The organism is Bifidobacterium pseudolongum subsp. globosum, assembly GCF_000741295.1.
GTDB lineage: Bacteria > Actinomycetota > Actinomycetes > Actinomycetales > Bifidobacteriaceae > Bifidobacterium > Bifidobacterium globosum.
This window is the reverse complement of record NZ_JGZG01000004.1, coordinates 45,563-71,543: the sequence shown is the minus strand read 5'-3', so window position 1 is coordinate 71,543 and position 25,981 is coordinate 45,563. Positions and strand designations below refer to the sequence as shown.

At 65.1% G+C, this 25,981-nt stretch carries 22 protein-coding genes; 9 read left to right on the top strand and 13 right to left on the bottom strand.

Annotated elements, in window-relative coordinates; all coding sequences use genetic code 11:
• The first annotated feature begins 58 nt into the window (after positions 1-58).
• The 4 genes from BPSG_RS02055 to BPSG_RS02040 all read left to right on the top strand — a co-directional run bounded on the left by BPSG_RS02055 (position 59) and on the right by BPSG_RS02040 (position 3,945).
• Positions 59-1,201: a D-alanine--D-alanine ligase family protein gene (locus tag BPSG_RS02055; protein WP_026644209.1), complete on the top strand. Its 1,143-nt coding sequence runs from the start codon at positions 59-61 to the stop codon at positions 1,199-1,201.
• A gap of 111 nt (positions 1,202-1,312) precedes the next feature.
• Positions 1,313-2,290 carry a DUF4854 domain-containing protein gene (locus BPSG_RS02050; protein ID WP_051894168.1) on the top strand — a complete coding sequence of 326 codons (978 nt, stop codon included), beginning with the start codon at positions 1,313-1,315 and terminating at the stop codon, positions 2,288-2,290.
• Between the two features lie 10 nt (positions 2,291-2,300).
• The gene (locus BPSG_RS02045; RefSeq protein WP_051592042.1) at positions 2,301-2,861 is read left to right on the top strand and encodes a DUF4190 domain-containing protein; all 561 of its coding nucleotides are present in this window, start codon (positions 2,301-2,303) and stop codon (positions 2,859-2,861) included.
• A gap of 16 nt (positions 2,862-2,877) precedes the next feature.
• Positions 2,878-3,945 carry a CPBP family intramembrane glutamic endopeptidase gene (locus BPSG_RS02040; protein ID WP_034878959.1) on the top strand — a complete coding sequence of 356 codons (1,068 nt, stop codon included), beginning with the start codon at positions 2,878-2,880 and terminating at the stop codon, positions 3,943-3,945.
• 6 nt (positions 3,946-3,951) lie between these two features.
• Here BPSG_RS02040 and BPSG_RS02035 read toward each other — a convergent pair whose 3' ends face one another.
• The 7 genes from BPSG_RS02035 to BPSG_RS02005 all read right to left on the bottom strand — a co-directional run bounded on the left by BPSG_RS02035 (position 3,952) and on the right by BPSG_RS02005 (position 11,066).
• Positions 3,952-4,779 (bottom strand): mechanosensitive ion channel family protein, encoded by an 828-nt coding sequence (locus tag BPSG_RS02035; RefSeq protein WP_051592040.1) that lies wholly within the window; start codon positions 4,777-4,779, stop codon positions 3,952-3,954.
• 199 nt (positions 4,780-4,978) lie between these two features.
• Positions 4,979-6,100: an RNA-guided endonuclease InsQ/TnpB family protein gene (locus tag BPSG_RS02030; protein WP_026643757.1), complete on the bottom strand. Its 1,122-nt coding sequence runs from the start codon at positions 6,098-6,100 to the stop codon at positions 4,979-4,981.
• Positions 6,054-6,686: an IS607 family transposase gene (locus BPSG_RS02025; protein WP_026643756.1), complete on the bottom strand. Its 633-nt coding sequence runs from the start codon at positions 6,684-6,686 to the stop codon at positions 6,054-6,056. The genes BPSG_RS02030 and BPSG_RS02025 overlap by 47 nt, the downstream gene beginning before the upstream one ends.
• Positions 6,687-6,835: 149 nt before the next feature.
• Positions 6,836-7,516 carry a TetR/AcrR family transcriptional regulator gene (locus BPSG_RS02020; RefSeq protein WP_051592038.1) on the bottom strand — a complete coding sequence of 227 codons (681 nt, stop codon included), beginning with the start codon at positions 7,514-7,516 and terminating at the stop codon, positions 6,836-6,838.
• 138 nt (positions 7,517-7,654) lie between these two features.
• Positions 7,655-8,860 carry a DUF2974 domain-containing protein gene (locus BPSG_RS02015; protein WP_026643755.1) on the bottom strand — a complete coding sequence of 402 codons (1,206 nt, stop codon included), beginning with the start codon at positions 8,858-8,860 and terminating at the stop codon, positions 7,655-7,657.
• 102 nt (positions 8,861-8,962) lie between these two features.
• Complete coding sequence (locus BPSG_RS02010; protein WP_026643754.1) at positions 8,963-10,153, bottom strand: pyridoxal phosphate-dependent aminotransferase; 1,191 nt, start codon at positions 10,151-10,153, stop codon at positions 8,963-8,965.
• Between the two features lie 79 nt (positions 10,154-10,232).
• Positions 10,233-11,066, bottom strand: a complete 834-nt coding sequence (locus tag BPSG_RS02005; protein ID WP_051592037.1) for a putative ABC transporter permease — start codon at positions 11,064-11,066, stop codon at positions 10,233-10,235.
• 236 nt (positions 11,067-11,302) lie between these two features.
• On the opposite strand from BPSG_RS02005, the gene BPSG_RS02000 reads away from it, so the two are divergent.
• Complete coding sequence (locus BPSG_RS02000; protein WP_051592036.1) at positions 11,303-13,765, top strand: Rossmann-fold NAD(P)-binding domain-containing protein; 2,463 nt, start codon at positions 11,303-11,305, stop codon at positions 13,763-13,765.
• Here the strand turns inward: BPSG_RS02000 and BPSG_RS01995 are convergent, their stop codons facing one another.
• The gene (locus tag BPSG_RS01995) at positions 13,766-14,818 is read right to left on the bottom strand and encodes a PfkB family carbohydrate kinase (protein ID WP_033502216.1); all 1,053 of its coding nucleotides are present in this window, start codon (positions 14,816-14,818) and stop codon (positions 13,766-13,768) included. It lies immediately after the preceding gene.
• A 276-nt stretch (positions 14,819-15,094) separates the two neighbouring features.
• Between BPSG_RS01995 and rpmB the strand changes: the two genes are divergently transcribed.
• From rpmB to rsmD, 3 genes are all read left to right on the top strand, one after another.
• Positions 15,095-15,292, top strand: a complete 198-nt coding sequence (rpmB, locus tag BPSG_RS01990; protein ID WP_022858854.1) for a 50S ribosomal protein L28 — start codon at positions 15,095-15,097, stop codon at positions 15,290-15,292.
• A 56-nt stretch (positions 15,293-15,348) separates the two neighbouring features.
• Entirely contained in the window at positions 15,349-17,742 is a 2,394-nt protein-coding gene (locus BPSG_RS01985) for an ATP-dependent DNA helicase RecG (RefSeq protein ID WP_051592035.1), read from the top strand.
• Between the two features lie 533 nt (positions 17,743-18,275).
• Positions 18,276-18,887: a 16S rRNA (guanine(966)-N(2))-methyltransferase RsmD gene (rsmD, locus tag BPSG_RS01980; protein WP_033502217.1), complete on the top strand. Its 612-nt coding sequence runs from the start codon at positions 18,276-18,278 to the stop codon at positions 18,885-18,887.
• On the opposite strand, the gene trmD is transcribed toward rsmD, so the two are convergent.
• The 4 genes from trmD to rpsP all read right to left on the bottom strand — a co-directional run bounded on the left by trmD (position 18,888) and on the right by rpsP (position 21,057).
• Positions 18,888-19,685 (bottom strand): tRNA (guanosine(37)-N1)-methyltransferase TrmD, encoded by a 798-nt coding sequence (trmD, locus tag BPSG_RS01975; protein ID WP_026643750.1) that lies wholly within the window; start codon positions 19,683-19,685, stop codon positions 18,888-18,890.
• Positions 19,686-19,818: 133 nt separating this feature from the next.
• Positions 19,819-20,364 (bottom strand): ribosome maturation factor RimM, encoded by a 546-nt coding sequence (gene rimM, locus BPSG_RS01970; protein ID WP_026643749.1) that lies wholly within the window; start codon positions 20,362-20,364, stop codon positions 19,819-19,821.
• Positions 20,361-20,594, bottom strand: a complete 234-nt coding sequence (locus BPSG_RS01965) for an RNA-binding protein (protein WP_022858313.1) — start codon at positions 20,592-20,594, stop codon at positions 20,361-20,363. The genes rimM and BPSG_RS01965 overlap by 4 nt, the downstream gene beginning before the upstream one ends.
• A 7-nt stretch (positions 20,595-20,601) precedes the next feature.
• The gene (gene rpsP / locus BPSG_RS01960; protein ID WP_026643748.1) at positions 20,602-21,057 is read right to left on the bottom strand and encodes a 30S ribosomal protein S16; all 456 of its coding nucleotides are present in this window, start codon (positions 21,055-21,057) and stop codon (positions 20,602-20,604) included.
• A gap of 322 nt (positions 21,058-21,379) precedes the next feature.
• Here rpsP and BPSG_RS01955 point away from each other — a divergent pair, with 322 nt between their 5' ends.
• Positions 21,380-24,751, top strand: coding sequence for a glycoside hydrolase family 2 TIM barrel-domain containing protein (locus tag BPSG_RS01955; RefSeq protein WP_026643747.1), 3,372 nt, complete (start codon positions 21,380-21,382; stop codon positions 24,749-24,751).
• A gap of 2 nt (positions 24,752-24,753) precedes the next feature.
• On the opposite strand, the gene BPSG_RS01950 is transcribed toward BPSG_RS01955, so the two are convergent.
• The gene (locus tag BPSG_RS01950) at positions 24,754-25,926 is read right to left on the bottom strand and encodes an endonuclease/exonuclease/phosphatase family protein (RefSeq protein WP_026643746.1); all 1,173 of its coding nucleotides are present in this window, start codon (positions 25,924-25,926) and stop codon (positions 24,754-24,756) included.
• Between the last annotated feature and the right edge of the window lie 55 nt (positions 25,927-25,981).

Genomic DNA, 25,981 nt, shown 5'->3' with positions numbered 1-25,981 from the left:
TGCGGTACGCTGGGAGCCATTGAGCACCCTGTTTTTGCCGGAAGGGACGAACTGAATCATGGCACAACTCACGCGCGTGGCCGTCATGTATGGCGGCAAGGCCGACGAACACCCGATTTCCTGCATCTCCGTGGCGAGCGTGTTGCGCGCGCTCGATACGAGCCGCTTCGAGCCGGTGCTGATCGGCATCACGAAGCAGGGCGAGTGGATCGTGGACGGCGAGGACCCGTGCCAGTGGGCGCTCGACAAGGGTCTGCCGCAAGTGGAGCGCACACCCGGCTCACGCAGCGTCGTGCTGAGCATCGGCGACGGCGGTGACGGTTTTTATGCGCGCAACGCCGACGGCACACTCGAATCCCTGGGGCATATCGACGTGGTGCTGCCGGTGCTGCACGGCCCGTACGGCGAAGATGGTACCATCCAGGGCCTGTTCGAGATGATGGGCGTGCCGTACGTGGGGTGCGGCGTGTTGGCGAGCGCCGCAGCGATGGACAAGCATTATACGAAGACGTTGCTCGCGGCCGCCGGCATCGCCGTGGCGCCCGGCGTGACGCTCGACACGCGTCTGTATGACGCGTCGGACCGCTTCGCCGCCGACGGCGAGCGTTTTCTGGATCTGGTGGACGAGGCGGGGTTGCAGTACCCGCTGTTCGTGAAGCCGTCGCGTGCCGGCTCGAGCTTCGGCGTGACGAAGGTGGAGCGCGTGGGCGACGCGGAGGAGCTCGCTGCCGCCGTGTATGAGGCGAGCCTGCACGACTGGCGTGTGATTGTGGAGCAGGGCATCGATGCACGCGAGATCGAGTGCGCGGTGCTGCGCCCGCGCGGCGAGGATGAGCCGCGCGTCAGCCTGCCGGGCGAGATCGTGCTCGACCGCCGCGCGCAGGACGACGACCAGTTCTACGATTTCGACAGCAAATACATGGATGCGCAGGCGAGCCACGCCGAAGTGCCCGCGCATATTCCCGACGAGCTGATCGAGCGCGTGCGCGCGACGGCGTTGAAGGCGTTCCTGGCGATTGACGGCACCGGTCTGAGCCGTGTCGACACCTTTGTGACGCCGGGCGGCGACGTGCTCGTCAACGAGATCAACACGATGCCCGGGTTCACGTCGATTTCGATGTACCCCAAGGCGTGGGACGCCACCGGCATCGCGTACACCGATCTGATCACCACACTGATTCTTGGCGCATTGCACCGCTGACTGCCCAACCAGCGGACGGCGTCTGGCGCGGCAAGGGGCTTTCAGTACACTGGGAGGCACGTCGCGCGCGGCCGCATGTCGCTGTGCGAACCTCAAGGAAAGAGAGCAGTGATGACAACCCCAGAGAACCCGTACAACGGCAATCCGTACACGCCGGGCACCGGCCAGCCGGCCGACGAGACGCAGCAGTTCGGCCAGCCCGCACAGCAGCCGTATGGCGCGCCGCAGGCCGAACCCACGCAGGCCATGCCGGACTACGGCCAGATGCAGCCGAACCCGTATGCGGCGCCCGAACAGCCCATGCAATCATTCGACTACAGCCAGCAGGGACAGCAGCCGTACGGCGGGCAGATCCCGCCGCAGGAACCGATGGGCGGCTATGGCGCGCAGCAGAACAACGACAAATGGAACGGCCTGGTGATCGCGGGCTTCGTGTGCGCGTTCCTGGTTCCGATCGTCGGTCTGATCCTGAGCATCATCGGCATGGTGCAGATCAACAAGAACGGCGGCAAGAGCAAGGGCATGGCGATCGCCGGCATCATCGTCTCGGTTGTGGTGATGGTGCTCAACGGCCTGCTCGTGTTCTCGATGCTCAACGCCGCCAACAGCGTCGTGCAGACGGCGCTCACCACGTCGCAGAGCCCGTCGGCCACGTCCTCTTCGCCGAGCACGACCGACCCGGATATCGACGACCTCGACACCGACCTCGATGACTTGGACGATGACCTAGACGACCTCGACAACGACGTGGACACACTGCCGGAGGGCACGACGCTCGAAGACCTGATGAGCAACTCCACGTTCAAGGAGCAGTTCGAACAGCAGGTCACCAAGGGCCTGCCCGACGGCATGGACATGAAGGTCAGCGCCAAGGGCAACACGCTCATCTTTGACGCCACGGTCAACAAACCGCTGACGGACGACCAGGTGGAGCAGCTGCGCAGCATGGCCGAGACGGACATCGCCACATCGATGGAAGGCGTCGCCGGCCAACTCAACAGCACACTCAACACCGACGACGCGGTGGTGCACCTGACCATGAAGCTCGCGGACGGCCAGACGATCGTCGACAAGGATTACACGGAGTGAGGCACAGCAGATGACCCAGCCAACCAACCCATACGGCGGTGAGCAGCCCCAGTACGGCGCGCCGCAGCAGCCACAGGCCCAACAGCCGAACCCGTACGCGCAGGAATACGGGTACACGGGCCAGCAGCCATACACCCAGCCGACCTACGGGCAGGCGCCGCAGCAGCCGTACGGCCAGCAGCCGGCGTATTACCCGCAGGACCGCTGGAACGGCATGGCGATCGCCGGGTTCGTCTGCTCGTTCCTCTTCAGCATCGTCGGTCTGGTGTTGAGCATCATCGGCTACAACCAGACCAAGAAGACGGGGGAGAAGGGCAAGGAGCTCGCGTTGGCTGGCATCATCATCTCCGGCCTGTCGATCGTCATGACCATCGTCATGATCGTCGTGTTCGTGGCGGTCGGCGTCAGTGTGTTGGGTGTGGCGTTCGACGACACCCGCAACTCCTACGCCTGCGACCCCTATGACGAGGTGTGCGACGACATCAAGGTGAAGACCGGCTACCACAGCGCCGCCGAGCTCGCCGCACGCGAGACGCCCGAGGCGCTGCTCGCCGGCCTCACGATCCGCTAGCCGAAAGCCCTGACCCATGACCATGCCCCCACAGCAGCCCCAGCAATTCCAGCCCCAGCGGCCACCGACGCATTGGCCGCCCGTGCCGCCGATGGCCGCCATGCAGCCGGCGCCATCGCCATGGCAGGCGCGCATCACGGCGGCCAAGCGCGCCTATTCGCGCGCCGGTGCCGCCATCACGTTGATGCTCGTGGTGTGGGTGCTGCTGACGCTGCTGTTGCAAGGGGCCGTGGCCGGCATGCTCCACACGCCGCAGCTTTCCATGTGGCTGAGCGTGGTGATCTCGAGCGGCGTGCTGTACTGCATCGCGTTGCCGCTCGGGTTCATCGTGCTGCGCACCGAACCGATGCTGCCCACACGCAGGTTCACGCTCAAACCCTCACGGTTCCTCATGTACCTGCTGATCGCGCTGCCGATCACCTACGCCGGCAATATCATCGGCATCGTGCTGTCCGCCCTGCTTTCGGGCGGTCAGGCGAGCAACCGCATCCTCGACATGACCGGCGGCTCGGATTGGGTCGTCAACATCGTGGCAGCGGTGCTGCTCGCGCCGATCGTGGAGGAATGGCTGTTCCGCAAACAGCTCATCGGCCGCCTGCGCCGCTTCGGCGAACTGCCGGCGATCCTGGTCTCCGCACTGTTCTTCGCGCTGTTCCACCTGAACCTCTTCCAGTTCTTCTACGCGTTCGGACTGGGCGTGCTATTCGGCTACGTCTACATGCGCACGAGCAAACTGCGATACACGGTGGGGCTGCACATGCTCATCAACGCCAACGGCGGCATTGTGGCCCCGTGGTTCATGAACCGGCTGATGGGGGCGATTGACGCGAACCTCACACCCGACACGCTCACGGGCGCCCAAATGGGCGCGCTCATCGGCGGATTGACGTATTCGTTCGTGCTGCTCGCCGCCACACTGGCCGGCCTCGTGCTGCTCATCGTGCGCTGGAAGCGCCGCGAATTCTACCTGGCGCCCGAACAATTGCCGCGCGGCGCCGCGGGCCGTGCCGCGTTCGGCAATCCCGGCATCGTCACCTGCATCGCCGTCGGCGCACTCGGCACACTGCTCATGCTGTTCGCATGAGATGAATTATCTGCTGCTGCCATTCGCACCGCTTTGCGCGGCGAGCAGATCGCGCGCCTTGGCATCGCCGCTCGCCACGAGGTCGGTGAACAGGTCCGATGAGCTCACCGAACGTGTCACCGCGTCGATGAGCTGCGCCTGCGAGGCGTGCGGTTTGGCGTAGGCGATGATGTTGCCGGTCACGCCGGCGGGCGAGAATCCGGTCAGACGCACGATCGGAGGGGATTGGGGATCCATCAGGCCGTGCGCGGACTGGTCGATCTTCGACAGCAGTTCGTTCGTCAGGCGTGCTGTGTCCACGTTCGGTTTGGCGGTGAAGGGGATCGTGACGCTCGCCTCGTTGTGCGGATCGAGCTTTTCGAGCAGCGTGGTGTTCAGCACCGAGTTCGGGATCATCATCAGGTTGCCGTCGCGCTCGCGCACCACGGTCTGCCGCCACGTGACGTCCTGCACTTCGCCCGTGATGCCCGATATGCGCACCATGTCGCCCGGCTGCAGCACATGCGAGAACATGAGCTGGAACCCGCCAATCGTGTTGGCGATCGAATCCTTGAGGCCGAGCGAGACGGCGAACCCGCCGATGCCGAGCGCCGTGAACAGCGTCATCGGATTGACGCCGAACACCGGTTTGAGCACGATTGTGACGGCGATGACCCAGATCAGCACGCGCGCCAGATTGACGAAGATCGAGGCGTCGGGTATCTGCGATTTTTCGAGCGCCTTGCGCAATGCGCGCGAGACGAGGCGGGCCGTCACATATGCGGCCACGCAGACGATGACCAGAAAGATGATGCGCGGCGAATGGGCCTTGAGCCATTCCATGACCTGTTGCATACCCATGTGTTCCATACCACTGTTACATGTGATGTGTTCGGATGTGTCGTCCGTTCACGTCGCATGAATCCTTTCTTGGTGGATTTCCTATTTCTTCCTGTCCGCTGTCGGGTGCAGTTTGTCTCACCTGTTTCCTACTGGCGTTTGTATGACAGTCCATAGGCGTTACTTCCCGGCTAACCACCGGTAGTGTTGTCTGTTATTCGATTGTGTGGTATTCGGTTGCGTCGCGCAGGTTCAATGCGGCGTTGACGTCCCGGTCGTGGCGTGCGCCGCATTCGGGGCAATTCCATGCGCGCATGCGCAATGTCAGGTGTGTGTTCCTGTATCCGCAGTCGTGACAGAGTTGGCTGGAGGGGTACCATCGGGATACTTGTCGCAATGCGATACCGTGTTTGCGGCAGGTGTGTCCGATCAGTTCGAGGAGGGTCGCCAATCCCTGTTTTTGCAATGCGGGCGCGAGGTACCGGTTCTTCATCATGCCTTTCACGTTCAGGTGTTCGATGGTCAGCGAGCTTGGCTGTCGCCTCGCTATCTCGTTGCACACCTGCCGCATGTGTTCGGCTCTGATGTTCGTCAACCGTTGCTCGATACGGCGTTTTCGTTCTATGGCCTTGCGGTAGTTATGCCAGCCATGTTCGCTGTCCTTTCCTTGGTTTGCGCGTCGTCTGCGTGCGATGCTTCGTTCGACGCGGCGTTTGCGTTGTTCCAGTTTTCGTACGCGCCGGGTCTTGTTGATGTTGCCGAACATGGTTCCATCCGAGAGAACGGCAAGCTCCTTCAATCCCACGTCCATGCCCAACGGTTCCCCGCTCGCGGGCGCGGGCGCTGGTTCGTCCATGTCGTACAGGCAGCTGACATAGTAGCGGCCGTTCACGATGCTCACGGTCGCGCTTTTCGGTTCGCGGTTGGGTACGTAGCCTTTTTCCTTGAGACGCACCCACCCGAGTTTCGGCAGGCGGATGCGGTGACGTTCGGCATGGATGGACCCGATCATGTAATACGAGTCACGGTTCATGCCCTTGCGTTTGTACCGGGGGAACCCGCCTTGGTGGGCGAAGAACCTCCGGAACGCCTTCTCGGCGCACATGATCGCATGCTTGACCGCCTTGCTGGGTGCCGCAGTGAACCAGTCGGGACGGTCGGAGTTGTTGACCGCTTTGGAGAACGAGTACCCGGTCAGGAACATGCCGGCCTCATGGTAATACGCCCGCGCGCAGTCGAGATACCAATTGTAGGCGAACCGGACCACGCCGCAGTACTGGCGTATGAGCCTAGCCTGCCTTCGTGTGGGGTTGAGTTCCGTGCGGTAGGCTCTCATCGTCCCTCACCTCCTTCGCGTAGCGTCTCAGACCGTAGATGCGGCTGGAGAACACATGGATGATGCTCACCAAGTCCTGCACCAGCTCCTCCTGTGGGGACAATTGGTCGTTGTTGACGACGGTCACAGTCACGCCGCGATGGTGCAGGTAGTCCGCGAACCAGTCATAGCCGAACCGGGTGAGCCGGTCCTTGTGGGCGATGATCACCCGGCTGATGTCGTCGGCGTACATGATGCGGTTGAAGTTCTTGCGTTTGAAGTTCATGCCCGACCCGATGTCCGTGAGCACTTCATCCACGATCAGACCGCGCGCGTTCGCCCACTGACGCAAAAACCGTTCCTGATTTGCGAGGTCGTCACGCTGGTTGCGTGAGGACACGCGCGCATAGATCACAATACGCTTGTCTTGTTCCGTCTCCAGTTGGGGCGGCAGCCCCATGACGGACAGGTACTGGTCGTACGTGTAGTAACGCCGGTTCGTCACCGTCCGATGCGCGGTGAGCACGCCTGTCCGGTCCCAGCGTTGCAGGGTGCTGGTGGCTTTCCCCGTGAGCCGGGAGAACTCGCCGAGCGTGTACGTGCGCATGGAATCCATACCCACCATAATACCATATTCACACATAAAAAAGCACTGATGAACACATATCAGATAACTAAAGGATGCTCCTCATGTGCGTGCGGGCGCCGCGGGACGCGGCAGCTCCATCATAAGGGGTGTGTGCAACCGGGGGCGGGTCAGACGCGGTACGCCTCGAGGCCGGCGATCGCCGAATCCTTGCCGCCCAAGTGCGCGGAATCCAAGTACAGGCGCTCCCAGAAGCCGTCGGTGTCCTGACGTGACATCGACACATACAGGCCCATGGCCAGCACGGCCACGTCGCGGTTCTGCATTTCGCGCAGCGTCACAGTGTGGCGCATGCTCGGCCAATGCGACAGGAGCGAGAGGATGCCACCGACGGCGAAGTCGAGCAGCACGCGTTTCGTGTTGTTGATGGAGCTCGGCGTCTCGTCGAGCAGGCTCAACAGCGTCAGGCGCATGAAGTCGCGCAGCGATTCCACAAGGTCACGCGTGCTGTGGCTGCTCGTCAGCAGCGCCAGATGGTCGATGCGCTGGATGTTTTCGGGCGAGGCGACCATCGACGAGCAGAACGTGTGCCATACCACAAGCGGGTCGTCGTGCGAATCGGGCACCGGCGGCAATGGCAGCCGTTCGATTTCGACCATGATCGCGGAGTCGGCGAGTTCGGGCAGGCCGGAGAAGTGGTAATAGAACGAGTTGCGGTTCACACGCGCCTCGTGCACCACGTCGGTCACGGTGATCTTGCCGAAGGGGCGGTCGGCGAGGAGCGTCCAGAAGGCGTTCTCCAATCGCTCCTTGGCGGGGAGAATCTCTGAATCGCGACGCGGCCTCGGCATAATGCGCTCCTTCGTGAAAGGCCGACGGCTTGCGGCCCTTCGTACCGTTGCATGGTGTATCTATGTTCTTAGTCTATAAGCGCCGCGCCAATTCCGCCGCGACCATGGCTGCGGGCGAAAAGCCGCACATTTGGTCGATTAGTGCTGGAATGTGGCACCGGCGAACATCCACAGCGCCTGGTTGATATATTTGCGTTCCTCGCCGCTCAGGCCCACATAGCTGCCGAGCATGTCGGGGATGATGCGCGGGCCAGCCGTCATCAGCTCGGTGATTGTGCCGTGGCCGGAGGACGTGAGCACGCGGAACAGCGCCTCCACACCGTGTTCGCGCTGGCGTTGCGTCATGCCGCCGAGCCACGAGTTCATCGCCTCGGCGAAGGTCTGCGAGGTGGGCGTCACATCGGGCACCTGCACAAAATGGTCACCGTGCATGAGCCACGTGTAGCACGAATGCTGCATGAGCCCGTCGGCGCTCGATTTGACGACGATGCGGTGCGCGTGCGGCGAATGCGCGAGCAGCATGCCGATGATCGAGCCGTCGGGAATCACTCTGGTGATGCGGTGCACGACGGTGCTGTATTCGTAGCTGTGGATCACCTCGGGACTGAACCCGGGCCCGTCGAGCGTGTAGATGCGCGTGATGCGGTCCTTGATGGCGTCGGGCGCGTTCATGGCCGCGTAGATCGCCAGATTGCCGCCCTTGGAATGCCCCGTCAGCACAATATCGCCATTCCACAGCGCGCCCACGCGCTCCAGGTAGTCCGCGGCCTGCTTCTGGGCGGGCACCGGGTAGGTGAACGCCATGTTGAAGTCCTCTTTCCACCCGATGAGCGAATCGTCGGTGCCGCGGAACGCCACCACGAGCGTGCCGGTGGGCAGCAGGAACGTCATAGCCGCGAACTGCGTCTGCTGGTCCAGGTCAAAGCGTTCGTCGGCGGCGTTGATGCGCGTGACGGCGAAGCGCGGGTTGTGCGCGATCGAACGGTAGAACTGGCGCGGTGTGCCCGCCGGTATAAATCCTGCGTGCTCCTCGAGATACGGGTGGTGCTCTTCGTACAGCGTCAGCTCCTGCTCCACCTGCCGCATCGTGGGGCCGTCGAACGGCACGCGCACAATCGCCTGCGCCGAAGCCACCGGGTGACGCCAATCAAAGGACCGCACGCGGCGCGACAGCGATCCGTAGCGCGCCACAAGCGTCTTGAGCCGTGGCACCGACTGCGGGATCCGGTCGTAGCTGAGCAACGCGAACACGAGCGCGTCGGCCGTCTGGAACGGGTACTCGGTGAAGTCCCGTGTCTGCGTGCGCGCATACTCGAGAATCGTGCCCGTGCGTTGCTCCTCCACGTATGCTCCCGTCACTCAAGCGGGCGCCGGATGGCGCGCCGCCTCCGTCTCAATTCTAGGGGACGGCGCGCGCGTGTGCAGGCATTCAGCTGCTGGGCGTGCTCAGCGGCCGTATCGCTCGTGCATGAACTGCTCAAGCCGCCTGACCGCGCGCTCGAGATGATCCGTCTCCATGCAGTACGACAGGCGCAGGTGCCCCGGCACGCCGAACGAATCGGACGGCACCATGAACAGGTCGTATTCCATCGCTTGCTCGCAGAACTCCATCGCGTCGGGGTTGGGCGACTGCGGGAAGATGTAGAACGTGCCGCCCGGCTTGCCCACCGTGAACCCGAGCCGCACGAGCGCGCCGTACAGCAGCTCCATGTTGCGCTCGTAGACGCCCAGGTCGCTCGTCTTGTCGATCACACGCGCCACGGCGAGCTGCATGCTCGACGACGGGCAGTTGTGCCCGATCGTGCGGCTGATCTGCGCGAACATCGGCACCAAGAGCTCGGCGTGCTCGGCGCGCGGATTGACCGCCACGTACCCGATGCGCTCACCGGGCAGCGAAAGCGCCTTCGAGAACGAATAGCAGGTGAGCGTGTTCGCATAGAAGCGCGCGGGGTAGGGCTGCTCGGCTCCGCCGAACACGATCTCGCGGTACGGCTCGTCGCTGATCAGGAAGATGCTGTGCCCCCATGCGCGCTCGCGGTCCTCGAGGATCTGCGCAAGGCGGCGCAGGGTCTGCTCGGAATAGACGGCGCCCGAAGGGTTGTTCGGCGTGTTGATCAGCACGGCCGCCACGCGCGGGTTGAGCGCGCGTTCAAACGCGTCGAAATCAATCTGGAAATGCGCGGTGTCGGCGGGCACCACGGTCAGCGTGGCGCCCGTACCGCCCACATACGGCTGGTATTCGGGGAAATACGGGGCGAATGTGACGATCTCGCTGCCCGGCTCCGTGACCGCGCGGAACGCGTGCGCGAGCGCTGCGGTGGCACCGGCGGTGGGGAAGATGTGCGCGGGCGTGTAGTCCATGCCGAAGCGTCGGTTGAGCGAGTCGGCGATCGCGCCGCGCACCGACTCGATCCCGACGGACGGGCTGTACCCGTGCAGCGCGTACGGCGCCTGCGTCTCGTAGAGGTCGATCATGGCGCGCGTGAACTCCGGCGCGCACGGCACGCTCGGATTACCGAGCGAGAAGTCGAAGACCTCGCTCGCGCCGATCTGCGCACGGCGGGCGCTCGCGCGTTCGCCGATCATGCGGATCACGGATTTTGCGTTGAGCATGGACTGGTATGTTTCGTTGATCATGGCACTCCTGTTCGGCCGGGTTCGCTTGCGACGTTGCCACTACCGTAGCGCATGCGTGCACCGGCGCCTGTGACGGCGTTCACTTGGTGTTGGTGTGCGCATGGCGTGCGCGGTCGAATTGCGCGCGCACTTCGGCGAGCAGGCCTTCGCCGTGCTCGGTGCGCATGGCGGGGTAGGCGCGGATCAGACGGCGCTGCTGCCAATCGAACAGGTGCGCCACATGCGCGGCGAGCGCCTCGCCGTCCGTGTGCGCGCGCTCGGTGAGCTGCGCGCACACGGTGGTGATGCGCGTTTCGGCCGACTCGATGCGCTTGTCGGCGGCGGTGATGCCGACGTCGATGTGCGCGATGCCGCGCGCTTTGAGCGCCTTGATGTCTTGTTCGGCGTGCCCGAGGCGACTGTTGAGGCTCGTCAGGCCGGCGAGCGTGACGGCGGCGTCGGCGAGCAGCACCACGAGCAGCGCCACGGCGAGGACCGTGATCGTGCGCGGGTCGATTGCATCGAGCAGGTCCATGACGTGCGGCTGCACCCACAGTTTGACCACGGTGCAGCCGGCGGCGAAGAAGAGGAAGCCGTTGAGGTAGACGCGCCCGTTGATGTTGAACGGTTTGCCCGAATAGTCCCACAGCCGCATGTGGAAGAGCTTTTCGATGGCCCACGACGTGAAGTATTCGAGCGTGCAGCACAGCACGCCGCTGCTGAGGAAGATCGCGACGACCGAATGCTCGCCGGGCAGCGCGTAGATCGCCAGCAGCGCACCGAAGCCGTAGATGGGGCAGATGGGTCCGTTGAGGATGCCGCGGTCCACGAACCGCTTTTTCATGACGATGTTGAGTACGGTCTCCCACAGCCAGCCCACAAAGCTGTACAGCAGGAACCACAGGAAGGTCTGTTCGAGTGCGAGCCAGGTCATGCCGCCAACGCTACCGCATGCCCGCGGCGGACATGTTCTGCAATCGTGGTCATTGGTGTGGTTGCACGGTGGAATGGGGCTCGACGCCACCGTGCCGGCGTGTTACAGTGCAACAACATGCCGCTTTGGCGGGTGGGCCCACCCGTGCAGCGAGCCGTGCAACGAGGAACGGCATGAGGCGCGGTGTCCCGCGTCTGCGGCCGGATGGAATGGAACAGAACCAGGAGAGAGATCGTATGGAACAGAACGTCTACAGGTTGCCACTGCTTTCGCACGCCACGGCGCTCGGCACGCTGCCGGGCCAGCCGGTCGACGCCTCGTACAGCCTGGTCAAGGACTTGGACCAGCCCAAGGGCGGCCTCGGGTATGTGGCGCAGGTCGTGGGGCGCCGCAAGGTGCGGGTGCTGGCGTGGATCAGCGAAGACATGAAGGTGTTCCCCACGGTCCAGACGCTCGCAAGCGAACCGGACGGCCGCGGCGAGCTGCATTTCGACCCGTGGACCGACACTCCGAACTCGGGCGCTGTGCGCGTGCAGAGCTCCGACGGCTTCGACCGCACCGTCACGATCGGCGAATATGCGGTGGATGGCGGCACGGCATGGCTCACCGCCTGCACGGAGAACCTCGGCGCATACCGCGAAGGCAAGCACCCGCTTGCCGTGCTGATCGCCGCGTGCTGGATCGGCGCATGCCTTGTGCCGCGCCTCGCTGGCAAGACGGTGGGCGCTGGTGCCGGCCGTATCAGCGAACTGTTCCGCGACATGATGGACAAGCCGCTGCCCGACGGGCTCGACGAGATCATCTGGCGCGGCACCACGAACAACGCCGGCCAGTCCTCGGTGTTCGAGCGCTTCGCCGCGCGCCAGCTCGTGGAGGCCGGCGCCGGGCAGATTCGCCAGATCGAAGGCGAGCATCCGCTCAGCGTGATCCGGCTCGACTCGACCGACATGTTCTGGATGCGCTTCGACGATGACGAGATCGAAGGGCTGCAGCGCGACTTGGTGCTCGGTGTGGAGGCTGCGCTCAACCGCCTGTCGTTCGTGGACCTCGAGGCGCGTGGCCACGACAACGGCATGGGCCTCGTCTCCACGTTCAGCGAGGAGGAGTGCTTCCAATCCGCCATGCGCTCGATGCACATGTGGGCCACGCACGCGAAGTTCGTGCAGCAGGAGGCCACGGTGGAGAACCCGGAGCAGACCGTGCGCGGCACCAAGGCGGCGCGCGGTGGCGCATGGGACGTGATGACGCGCTTCATCGCGATCTGCGAGCGCCTCAAGCTGCCGTTCCGCCTCGAGTACCTGTGCGACGTGGACCCGAAGAGCGGGCAGATGGCGGTCACGTTCAGCGTGCCCACCGCGTCGATGATGCCGGGGTCGGACTTCGTGGGTGGCCAGTGGGTCGACATGCGCGCCCAACGCGCGGGTCGTGCGGCGTCGTACGCGCTGCGCCTCGCGGGTCTGCTCGCGCAGGCCGCGTTCACGACCGGCGCGCGCGTCACGTCGGTCGACGTGACCGGTCGCCTCGGCTCGCTGAGTGGCCAGCCCGTGCTCTCGCTCGGCTTCGACCGCAGCCCGTTCCAGATGGGCGTGCAGCCGGCGTATGTGAGCGGCCGGTTCGACGACACCGCGCAAGACAACGACCCGGCGGCGATCGTGCAGATGCTGCAGCCGGCACGCCGCGCGTTGCGCTTCGGCGCCGACCGTGGCCTCATGCCGGTCGAGCCGCTGCCGTTGCCGAAGGCGCTCGTGCGCCAGCATGTGCCGCTGTGGAAGGACAAGCGCGAACTGCCCGACGACATCAAGACGCTTGTGCGCGCCGACTACGCGTACGAACTCGACGTGATGCACGACGACTGCGTGGTCAAGGGCCCCGAGATCTGGGACATCGTGAACCAGAACGAGGATTCGCCGGTGACCGCCATGTTCGAGGTCGAATCCGCGCTGATGCAGATCGAGAGCGCCGAGAAGGACCATGGCGACCGCAAGCCGTTGTATTGCGAGCACCCGCTCATGCGACTGCTCATGGTGAATGTGGAAGGCAAGGCGACCGACCGCTACTGGAAGCTGCCCGACGCCGTGTACAACGCGCATGGCGCGCTCAGCCGCCTCAACCGCGAGCTGGGCGAGCGCGACAAGGCGGTGGCCCAGTCCGAGGAGATGATGCGCCTGGCGCCGACGACCGCGCGCGGCGCCATCGAGCTTTCGCTCGACTACACCGATGTCGGCGAGGACTACGCGGGTTCGGCGGATGCGTTGATCCGCGGCCTCAAGACCGCGCTGATGCCGATCGACGTGGGCTTCATGTATTACCGCCTGGGGTATGCACTGTGGAGGACCAACAGCCACAAGGCCGGTCTGGCGTGCTATGCGATGGTGCTTTCGATGCCCGAAGGTCCGTTCCACGACAGGAGCCGTGACGAGGCGAACCAGCTGCTCGCCGAGATGGGCGAGGAGGAGCTGCCGGACCGCGATCGCGCCGAGCAGATGCTGCGCGCGGCCGGCATTCCGGTGGCGCCGCCGCTCGCGCTGCTCGAACAGCTCGCCAAGGTGGCGATCATGCTCGTGGACGCGGGCTTCCCGCTTGCGGCCGACGAGGCTGTGTGGCTGCTCGGCATCATGCAGCCGGCCGATGTGCTGCCGGCGCTGCGCCGCAGCCTGCGGTGGGGCGCCGCCGGCATCACCCCGGACAGCGACGAGTGATCAGTCCTTTTTCGGTGCGGTGAGGGCGTCGGACACCAGTTTGGCGGCCTCATCGTACGTGGGGCAGAACGGGATGCCCGCGTGGTTGTGCTCGATCGCGAGCGAGGCGGCGGCGTTCGCGATCTGCACCGAGCTTTCCAGGTCCCACCCTTCGGCGAGCAGCGCACACAGTGCGCCAGTGTGCGCGGGGCCGGCGGAGCGGATGTGCGTGGCCTTCGTGGGGAAGCCGTCGATGTGCTCCACCCCCTTGCCGTGCTGGCGCACCCAGGCGCCGCGTGCGCCGGCGCGCAGCACGACCGGCGCGCGCAGCGTCTCGCCGAGCGCCTCGCACAGCGCGTGCATCGACTCGTCGAAGCCGGCGTTCACGCGCATCGTGGCGCTTTCGTCGAAGGTCACGCCCAGACGATAGGCGAGTGTGCGCGCCTCCTGCCGGTTCATCGACCAGATGGGGCGCGTGAGCACGAGATTCTCGAGCAGCTGGTCGTTGACGAGCCGCAGCGTGTTCGTGGGGTTGATCACCATACGGAATTCGCGCTCCTGCGGGCGGCACTGCGGCTGTTGGATGAACGCGTTGACGGCGAGCGACGACTCGTTCATCAGCGCATTGCCGCTGATGTGCACCACGTCGCCGCGCTGCGGGCGCACATGCGCGAACGCGCGGGGGTCGCCGTGCGCTTCGGCGCCATGGTGCGCCACGTACGACTTCTGCATGCCGTCGGTGAGCACAATGCGGAACCCGTTGTCTTGGTTCGGCCTGGTGGGGCCGGTGTGCAGGATGTGCGATCGGCGCAGCGAATCGCGCAACATCGTGGCCCACGGTCCGGTGCCCATGATGCTCGCCAGTTCGGTGCGCGCGCCCATGCGGCTCGCCGCCTGCAGCACATGGAAACTGCCGCTCGCCGATTTGGTCACCGAAGGGGCGTTCGTGAACTCGCCCGGCTGCGGCATCTCCTGCACATGCATGGTGATGTCGACCCAGATCTGGCCTACCGAGATGACCGTTGGTTCATGGTCGCGCTGTGCGCGGATCTTATGCAGGATGTCGCTGAGCATGTGCGTTGGGCTCCTTCCCTGAAAATTCCCGACCGGCCCCGCAATGCATCGACGCTGATGGGTGTGGCGCATCACGGTTAGCACGATTGTAGACCGTATTTTCGGGGAATTGCCTGAAAACGCCGCCGTGCCGCGCCTTGGCCGCGCGGGTGTTGCGTTGTCCGTGGCCGGGTTGTACTATTGGGAAGTTGTGTGTATTGGTGCATGCCCTTTTGCGGGCGCGTGCGCGAGTGCACAGACTTGCAAGTCTATAGAAGTAATTGTAGGGAGTCCATTATGGCAGCTCGTTGTGCAGTGTGCGGCAAGGGACCGCAGACCGGTTACACCGTTTCGCACTCGCATATTCGTACCAAGCGCCGCTTCCTGCCGAACCTGCAGCCGGTGCGCACCACCGTGGACGGCCAGAACGTCCGCGTGCGCGTGTGCGCGAAATGCCTCAAGGCAGGCAAGGTTCAGCGTGTGAGCGCTGTCTGATATGCGCAGACGACCACAACCCCGGTGAGCGATGCTCCCGGGGTTGTTTTTGTACAATGGACCGCATGACCGACACCACCGTGAACACGCCCCTTGCGGCGCTGCTGACCAACAAACGCCGCGTCAGCGCCCTCAAGGCGCTTGGCGTGCTCACCGTGGCCGACGCCCTCACGTATTATCCGTTCCGCGTGACCGACCCCGTGCCGGTGCGCGCGCTCGCCGAGGTGCGCTTCGGGGAGAAGATGGCGTGCGCGGTGGACGTGCGCGCGCTGCGCGTGACGCCGATGAACGCGCGCCGCGGCTACCGGCTCGAGGTGCTCGTCGATGACGCGCCGACCGCCGCCTCCCGCGCCATGCAGCCGCGCACCGCCGCGCTCGTCTTTTTCTCGCACCGCAAATCCTATGTGGACTGGATGGCCTCGCGCCTGCGCGCGGGCCTGCAGCTCGTCATCTCGGGCGACCCGAGCACGTTCAACGACCGACTGCAGTTCACACACCCCGACATCCTGGCCGTGGCTCCGGCCGAGCCGCCGGCGGCCGAACCGCAGCTCGCGTTCGGCGAGCCGGCCGTGCAGCCGCAGCCGCGCCTGCGCTACGACGTGGACTCGGTGGCGCAGGGACTGGCGCGCGCCACACGCCCGCGCCCGGTCTACCATGCGAACTCGCGCATCTCGAGCGAGCACATCCACGAGACGATCGACCAGGTGCTGCGCCTGCTCGCCGGCGAAGACCCCTTCGCCGCCTCGCCCGTCACCGCCGACAGCGCGCAATTCGGCGAGCAGTTCGCGCTCGGCGAGGCCGCCCGCGCGCGGCTCGCCAAACGGATCCCCGACGTGCTGCCCGAGCCGGTGCGTGAAGCGAAGCAGCTCATGCACCGTGCGCAGGCGTTCTGCGCGATCCACGAGCCACAGTCGGTGGCCGACTTCAAGCGCGCGATCGGGACGATGCGCTATGAGGAGGCGTTCGTCTGCCAGTGCGCGCTGCTGATGGCGCGCAACCGCGCCGCCACAAGCAACGCCTACCCGTGCGCGGATGTGCAGTTGCGCGACGGGTACATTGAGCGGTTGCCTTTTGCACTGACGAACGGGCAGCGCGAGGTGATCGACGCGATCGGCACCGACATGGGCCGTGCGCACCCGATGCAACGCCTGCTGCAGGGCGAAGTCGGCTCGGGCAAGACGGTCGTGGCTGTGGCCGCGATGCTGCAGGCCGTGGGATCGGGGCACCAAGCCGTGCTCGTCGCGCCAACACAGGTGCTTGCGGAACAGCATTTCCAATCGATCAGCGCCTCGGTGGGTGATCTCGTGCCTGTGCACCTGCTCACCGGCGGCATGAAACTCGCCGCGCGCCGCAAGGTGCTCGCGGCGGCGGCGAGCGGCGAGCCGTGCATTGTAGTGGCCACGCACGCCGCGTTCTCGAAATCGTTCCAAGCGCCGAACCTGGCGCTCGCCGTGATCGACGAGCAGCACCGCTTCGGCGTCGAACAGCGCGAGACGCTGCGCGCGAAGTCGGAGCGCGACCCGCACCTGCTCGTCATGACGGCCACGCCCATCCCGCGCACGGCGGCGATGACATGGTTCGGTGACCTCGACATCTCGTGGCTCACCGAACTGCCCGGCGGCAGGAAGCCGATCCGCACGTTCGTGATTCCCGAGGCCGACGCGCACATGATGGCCGACATGTTCTGGCATATCCGCCGCCGCGTTAACGCCGGCGAGCGCGCGTACATCATCTGCCCGCGCATCGAACCGAGTGACACCGAAGACGGGGGCGGCGAGGCCGACGCGCCCGAACTGCTCAGCGACGCCGCGCTCGGCGACACAGGCGAGCCGCGGCCTCCGCTGCACGCCGTGGTGGAGATCGCGCAGCGGCTGCGGTCGCTGCCGCAGTTCAACGGCGTGCGGCTGTGCACGCTGACCGGGCGGGACGACGACGCGACGAAAGCGCAGGTCATGGCGGATTTCGAGTCGGGCGAGACGCCGGTCATGGTGGCCACGACCGTGGTCGAAGTCGGTGTGGATGTGCCGCAGGCCAGCTGCATCACGATCTTTGATGCCGACCGATACGGCCTGTCGCAGCTGCACCAGTTGCGCGGGCGTGTGGGCCGCGGCGGCACCGACAGCTGGGCGTTCCTCGTCTCGCGCGCTGAGCCGGGCACAGTCGCGCAGGAGCGGCTCGAAGTGATCGCCGGCTCGCTCGACGGCGCCGAAATCGCGAGTCGCGACCTCGAGTTGCGCGGGGCCGGCGACGTGCTCGGCGACGCGCAGTCGGGCGGAAAATCGAGCCTCAAACTGCTGCGCGTCGTGCAGGACGCGCGCATGATCGCCGATGCGCGCGCGCGGGCGCAGGAGCTGCTCGCGCACGACCCCGACCTTGAGGGGCATGTGCAGCTCGCGGGCGCCGTGCTCGACTTCACGCGCGGCAACGAGCAATATCTGACGAGCAACTGACAGCCGTCTGTCGCAACATGCGGGGCGGAAATGACCATGGATTGGCCGGTTTGTCCGGTATATGGGAATGGTTGTGAAATGTTCGCACATATTTGCCGCCCAGCATGTTGAGATGCGGGTTTTGCGCGAGGGCAGTCATACCAGCGGATAAGGCGATGACGAGGTGGCTGGCGCGGGGCGGTTTCTGAAGTGGCCGCCAGTGGGGATCCACCGCACGGATGTTAAGCTGATGGGTTACAAGCGGCCCTTATGCGTTACGGGTAGTGCCTCTTCTGCTATGGGTAGTGCCTGCCTTTGTAGACTCCGGTAATCTTTTCGTTACGGGTAGTGAAAAGGGGAGCAAAATATATTGCTTTTCGATAAACATATACTACCCGTAGCGATGAAATGAGCGCCATCTACTTGGGGAGGCACTACCCGTAGCAGAAGAGGCACTACCGTAGCAGGGGCGGACAACGGCGGTCGTCTTCGGTTGCGGGTAACAGGGGCGTCAATCACTAGATGGTGCAGCACGGCGGCTATGCTCGGGGAATATGCATGTGATTACCGGCAGATTCAAGGGAATGCCACTTGCCACGCCGCGCGCGGAGACACGGCCGACGACCGACCGCACCAAGGAGGCGCTGTTCTCACGGCTTGAGGCGCACGGCCTGTTGCGCGACGCGCGTGTGCTCGACCTGTTCGGCGGCACCGGCGCGCTCGGCATCGAGGCGCTGAGCCGCGGCGCGCGCGAACTCGTCACGGTGGAATCATCCGCGCAGGCGGCGCAGCGCATCGCGCAGACACTCACCGCGTTGCGCCGGCATGCCGGTTGGGAAAAGGGGATGAGCGCGCGCGTCGTGCACGCGAAAGCGGAGCGGTACGCGGCGAAAGCGAAGCCGGGCGAGCCTTTTGATTTGGTGTTGATCGACCCGCCGTACGCGTTCGCCACAGCCGATTGCGAGCGCCTGCTCCGCGACCTGACCGCGCGCGGACTCGTCGCTCGGTTTGCGGCGATTGTGCTCGAACGCTCCACGCGCACCGCGCCGCCGGCGGCCCCGGAGGGATGGGTTATGGCCGACCGCCGTGACTACGGCGAGACGGCCGTCTACACGTTCCGCTCGCAGGAATACGAGCAGATCGTGCAGGAACAATCAGGGGAATAATCAGCTGATGCGGCGCGGGTGGTCGCCGGAGACCTCCCAGCCGAGTTCGATCAGCGTCTTGCGGTCCGCCTTGCTCAGCGCGTGGCAGTCGAGCTGCGCGATGAGGTCGGGGCGGATGCGGTTCGTTTTCTCAAGCGCCTCGTCGCGCCGGAAACGGTCGACCTTGGCATGGTCGCCGGAAAGCAACACGGCCGGCACATCCAGGCCGCGCCACGTGGCGGGCTTCGTGTACTGGTTGTGTTCGAGCAGCGCATTGCCGCCGGTGTACGACTCCTCGACGATCGAGTCGGGATTGCCCATGAAGCCCGGCAGCAGGCGCGTGATCGCCTCGAGCATCACCGAGACAGCCACTTCGCCGCCGTTGAGCACATAATCTCCGATCGAGTATTCGCGCACGTCCACGCCGCGCTCGCGGTAGTAGACGGGGATGCGCGCGTCGTAGCCCTCGTAGCGGCCGCAGCCGAACACGAGGTGCTGCGCGTGCGAGAGCTCGGTCGCGTCCTGCTGCGTGAACAGCGGGGCGGAGGGGTTGGGGAAGATGAGGATCGGGCGGTCTGGGGACTCAGTGTGAATGCCAAGCAGTTCGTCGAGGCACTCCGCCCAGACGGCCGGTTTCATCACCATGCCTGCGCCGCCGCCGACAGGGGTGTCGTCCACGGACTGGTGCACGTCGTGCGTCCAGTCGCGCAGATTGTGCGCGCGCACGCTGATGAGCCCCTTGCTCTTCGCCTTGCCGAGCAGGCTCAGGTCGAGTACGTCGAAGTATTCGGGGAAGACCGAAACGATGTCGATGTCCATGGCAGTCCTTTGAGAAATTGCAGCGCGCACTTTTTTCAGGCTTGGAAAAAAGTGGAAGGAGTTTGAGGGGAAAATGGTGATTTGTGCGCGCTGGAGCGCGCACAAATCACCACGCCCCGAAAAAAGTGGAAGATCACACCCCGGGGATCAGGCCACCAGGCGGGTCAATCGTCAGATAACCCTCCTCAAGGTCGATGTCCGGCACCAGATTGATCACGAATGGCACGAGTGCGGTGGTCTCATCGCCCACGGGCTGTGCGAGGCGGATCTTGAGCAGCCATTGCGCGCCTTCGATCATGTCCACGACCTTGCCGAGTACGCGGCCATCGGCCTTCAGGCGTGCCTCGAGGCCCACGAGGTCCTTGGGGTAGAATTCGTCGTCTTCCAGCTCCCACGGTTCACCGTACAGCACGGTGCCGTTGAGCTCCTCGGCGGCGTTGCGGTCGTCCACACCTTCGAGTTTGAGGTACCAGCGGTTTTTGAACGTGCGTGCACGTTCCACAGTATAGGTCACGGAGCCGTCGCGGTTGAACAGCTCGGCGCCGGGGGCGAACCGCTCTTCGGGTTCGTCCGTGAAGATGCGCACGGTCACTTCGCCCTTGAGTCCCTGTGCACGGCCAATACGACAGACCCTCAACAACTCGGGCTGTTGAGGGTCTGCAGGAAGTTCACCACTCACCTACGCACATCCATGATGTCGACACGCACCTTGTGGTCGGCCATGGCCTGCACCACGGTGCGGATCGCGTTGGCGGTGCGGCCGTTGCGGCCAATCACGCGGCCAATGTCTTCAGGATTCACGCGTACGCGAATGAGTTCCCCGCGCGCATTCTCATGGGACTTGACCGAAACGTCGTCGGGAAAATCGACGATGTTCTTAATCAGATGTTCCACGGCTTGAGCAAGCATGATCAGATCACACTGCTTCCGGTGCAGACTCTTCGGCGTCTGCGAACTCGACCTTTTCGTCGGCGGCGGTCGCGTTCTCATTCGCCTTGATCTCGGCTTCGGCCTTGGCGGCCTTGAGCTTCTGGGCCTTGGTGTCGGCCTCTTCGATCAGCGTGGCGGCGTCCTTCTTCGGGGCGACGGTCTTCAGGGTGCCTTCGGCGCCCTTGAGGCCCTTGAACTTCTGCCAATCACCGGTGATCTTGAGCAGGTTGAGCACCTGTTCGGTCGGCTGGGCGCCAACGCCGAGCCAGTACTGGGCGCGCTCGGAGTTGATTTCGATGGTCGAAGGCTGGGTGTTCGGGTTATACAGGCCGATCTCCTCGATCGCCTTGCCGTCGCGCTTTGCGCGCGAATCCATGACGACCACGCGGTAGACCGCGTAGAACTTCTTGCCCATGCGCTTGAGACGAATCTTGGTTGCCAAAATGGCTCTCCTTGGTAACTAGGGGTGTGCGCCATCCCGTGCCGTGTGGGGCACAGCCCGGCCGGTGCACGTGTTCCTTGGCCACACGGTAGTAGAGGGCCCCGCATGGTCAAATAACCCATACAGTATACAATCAGCCATGGAAAACTGCCTGACATCCGCTCCATCCAGCAGAGATTTGTCATGGTTGCGGCAGTCCTGCATGACTTTGTCAGGAGAGGGCAGAGCGCCGTCATGCTGTGGGCAATGGGCGGCAATGGCCGGGCGGCGGGGCCGGTTATAATCGCAAGCGGTAGATACCGTACAAGGCAAGGGAGTCTGCATGTTCATTCCGCGGTATTACGAGGATCTCAACACGTTGCATGTGGGCTGCGAGCCGAACCGCTCGTACTTCATCCCCGCGTCGCGCCCCCTCGACACGACGCTCGACAACCGCCTCGACTCCGACCGCCTGCAGCTGCTCAGTGGCGACTGGCAGTTCCGCTACTACGGCAGCATCCACGATCTAGACGCGGAGGTCGCCGCCGCGGACGCCGCCTACGCCCCGCGTTTCTTCGACGTGGACTTCGACACCGCCGCCGACTACGCCACGCTGCCCGTGCCGAGCGTGTGGCAGATGCACGGCTACGACCACAACCAATACACGAACACGCGTTATCCGTTCCCGCTCGACCCGCCGTACGTGCCCGCGGACAATCCCTGCGCCGTCTACCGCCGCACATTCGACTACACACCGAGCGAATCCGCCCCGCGCGCCTACCTCAACTTCGAGGGCGTGGACAGCTGTTTCTATGTGTGGCTCAACGGCGAGTTCATCGGCTATTCGCAGGTCTCGCACTCCACGAGCGAATTCGACGTGACCGAGCACATCGCGCCCGGCGAAAACACGCTCGTGGTGCTCGTGCTCAAATGGTGCGACGGCAGCTATCTCGAAGACCAGGACAAACTGCGCATGAGCGGCATCTTCCGCGACGTCTATCTGCTTACGCGGCCCGAGCGAATGATCCGCGACTATTTTGTGCACACGAACGTCGAATTCGGGCCCGACGACGAGCCCGCCAGCGCGCGGATCTCCATCGATTTCGCGCGCGGCGGGGCCGGCCTGCCCGACTGGATCGACGTAACCGTGCTCAGCGCCGGGGGCGAACCGGTGGCGCATGCCCGCGCGGTGCCCGCGGCGTGCATGCCCGACGGCCCATTCTCCGCGCATGCCCGGGCGCAGCTCACGCTCGACGCGCCGCGACTGTGGAATCCAGAGCGCCCGTATTGCTACCGGCTCGCCATCGAGACGCCCCACGAGGCGATCACGCAGCTGCTCACAATCAGCGACCTGCGCACGGTGGCGCACGACGGCGTGCAGCGCGTGGTGGAGCTCAACCGCAAGCCGATCGTGATTCACGGCATGAACCGGCACGACAGCGACCCGCGCACCGGCTACGCGATCAGCGCCGAGCAGTTCATGGAAGACCTGCTCCTGATGAAACAGCACAATGTGAACGGCGTGCGCACAAGCCACTACCCGAACGCGCCCCACTTCTACGACGCGTTCGAGCAGCTCGGGTTCCTCGTGATCGACGAGGCCGACCTCGAGGCGCACGGCGCGAACGACGCCTACCGCCCCATAAGCGGCGTGCCGCAAGAGGACTGGAAGCGCGCCGCGCAGCTGTGGAACGAGCGGATCGCCGACAACGAAGACTTCGCGCCGGCGATCATCGACCGCGTGCAGCGCTGCGTGGAGCGCGACAAGAACCACGGGTGCGTGCTGTTCTGGTCGATGGGCAACGAAGGCGCGTTCGGCGTGGGGTTCGAGCGCGCGCTCGCGTGGACCAAGCGCTACGATTCGCGGCGCCTGACGCATTACGAAAGCGCGCGGTACGTGGAGCCCGACGGGCATGATGCGCATGACTACGGCAACCTCGACGTGCACAGCCGCATGTACCCGAGCATCGCCGAGATCGACGCGTACTTTGACGAAGGCCCGGCGAGCGCCGCCGCGAACCCGGACGGCGCGCTCGGCGAGAACGGGCAGGCCGCCGGCGGCGAGGTCAAACCGTATGTGCTGTGCGAATTCTGCCACGCGATGGGCAATGGCCCGGGCGACCTGGAGGATTATTTCCAGGCGATCCAACGCCACCCCGGGCTTGTGGGCGGCTATGTGTGGGAATGGTGCGACCACGCGGTCGACGCCGGCCGCACCCCGCAGGGGCGGCGCGAATACCTGTACGGCGGCGACTTCGGCGACTATCCGAACGACGGCAATTTCTGCGTGGACGGCATGGTCGCGCCTGACCGCACGCCGCATTCCGGCCTGGACGAGTTCAAGAACGTGTTCCGCCCCGCGCGCGTGGAAGATTTCACTCTCACCGGCGGCGACAGTCCGGCCGTGTCCGTCACGCTGCGCAATCACCTCGACTTCACGCCGCTCGGCGCCGAGGTCATGCTGATGTGGGAACTCTACGTGGACGGCGTGATGCAGGCGTACCGCCTGTGCGACGACGAGCCCACGCAGCAGGCGATGATGATCGCGCCGCATGACGCCGGCCGTGTGCCGCTCATCGGCCTGCCGCCGCTCGTACACGACGGCAAGGTCACGCTTGTGCTGCGGTATGTGACGCGCGAGGCGCGCTGGGGCATGGACCCGCTGTTCGAACTCGGCTTCGACGAGGTCGATGTGCCGGTCGTGGGCAGCGCGCGCAACCAGTGGGTGCGCCAACAGCACGAGGAGATGCTCGCCGGCGACGAGCGCGGCGCCGCGATCCAGGTGCAGCGCGCGGGCGCGTCGATTGTGCTCACAGGCGTGGATTGGCGGTATGTGCTCGACACGCGCACCGGATTGTTCCGTGAGCTGAGCTACCGCAATCACCAGCTGCTCACCGAGCCGATGAGCCTGAGCATCTGGCGTGCGCCGACAGACAACGACCGCACTGTGCGCGAGGAGTGGGAGCGCGCGCAATACCACCATGCGTCGGCGCGCGCGTACAGCGTCTCGGCGCGCGCGGTCGCGTCGAGCGGCATCGCGCAGGCGGACGCCGAGCCGCGCGAATCCGATGAGCAGGGCGCGCACCTGTCGATCAACGCCGTCGAGCTGCGCTGCGCGATGGCCGCGGTGGCGCCGGTCGTGCAGCCGATCGCGCGCATGCAGACCACGTGGACCGTGCATGCGGACGGCTCGATCGCATTGCAGATGGATGTGGAGCGCGACACCGAGTTCCCGTTCCTGCCGCGCTTCGGCATCCGCATGATGCTGCCGCGCGCCATGCGCAACGTGGTGTATTGCGGTTACGGGCCGGGCGAAAGTTACGTCGACAAGCACCGCGCCTGCTGGCACGGCATGTTCGAAGGCACGCCACCCACGCTCGGCGAGCGCGAGATCCGCCCGCAGGAGAACGGCAACCGGCACGACTGCGATTGGGCGAGCGTGGCGGGCGACGGCGTGGCGCTCATCGTGCTGCGCGGCGACGGCGTGCAGCCTGCGCGCGCGTTCGACTTCCAGGCGATCGACTACACGGCCGAGGAGATGACGCGCGCCGCGCACGACTTCGAGCTCGAGCCGGCCGGCGTGACTGTGGTGAGCGTGGACTACATGCAGTCGGGCATCGGGTCGGACAGCTGCGGGCCTGAGTTGCTGCCGCAGTACCGGCTCGACGCGCCCGAGTTCCGCTTCGCCGTCACGCTGCGTCCGCAGAGCGCATGAGCCTAACGCTGTGCCTGCTCGCGCGCCTTCTTCCTGGGCAGCGGAGGCAATGATTCGGGCCAGGTCTCGCGGGCGGCCGCGTTCACTGGTTCGTGTTTGTCTTGCAGGGTGAGCGTGGCGGCGAGCGCCATGTGGTCGGAGCCGTCGATGTGCACGGCCTGTACGTCGCTCGCGTGCAGATGGTCAGTGAAGATCACATGGTCGATCACAATGCGCGGCCACGGCAGCCATGTGGGGTAGGTGGGGTGCAACCCCTTCGCATCGTCGAGCGCGGCGTCATGGAAGCCGCTCGCGAGCAGTTTGCGGAAGCTCGGGTGCGGGATGCTCGAATTGAGGTCGCCGAGGATCACCGTGATCGTCTCATGCGCAGGGGCATCTGGGGCGGCCAGGTTCTGCTGCGGATGGGCAAGCGCACCCAGGCCGATGATACCTTCGGACCATTCGCGGCAGCCGCGCTGGGGCGATTTGGGGTGTGCGGAGGCGAACGTGATGTCGCGCATCGGCGAGACCTGCAGTGTGACGGCGGGCACATCGGCAGCGGGAATCGCCACACCGGTGGGTGTGCTTTGCGCGGGTTCGACGCGCAGCCACACGCCGTTGAAGCCGCCATTGTCGCTTGCCTGTGGGTCGCCGAGCTGGCGGTAGGGCAGGAGCTCGGCGAGGCCGGCGGCGTCGAGCTGGCGCACCAGGTCTTCGGTCAGCTCCTGCAGGGCGAGCACTGCCACGTCTTCGTCACGCACCGTGCGCACAATCTCGCCGGCGCTGGCGCGGCCGAAGCGGCAGTTGAGCGTGAGCACGCGGAAGCGGCCGTCGTGGCCGTTGTCGAGGCGGGGTGTGCCTTGTGTGGCCTGGATGTGCGACTGCGCTTCGCGGGCTTTGCGTTCAGCGATTTTGCGCGCGATCGCCTCGCCGGTGTTCGGCGACTTCAGGTTGTTGAGCCAGTAGGCGGTCTTGCGCATGAGCGAGGCGATGAGGCCGGCGGCGCAGCATGCGGCGAATCCCCATTCGCGCATGCACAGGCCGGCGACGCCGAGCGCGGTGAACGCGATCCACAGCATGGGGGTGAGGGCGATCAGGTACGGCAGTGGGCTGTGGCCGTCCCAGCCGGCTGGCAGTTCGGTGAGCGAGAGCCATAGCAGGCAGACAATCAGGATGATCCACAGTGCGATGAGCATGGAGGTCCTTTCACTGGTGGATGGGGTGGGCGGTTTTGCCTAAGCATATGCGGCC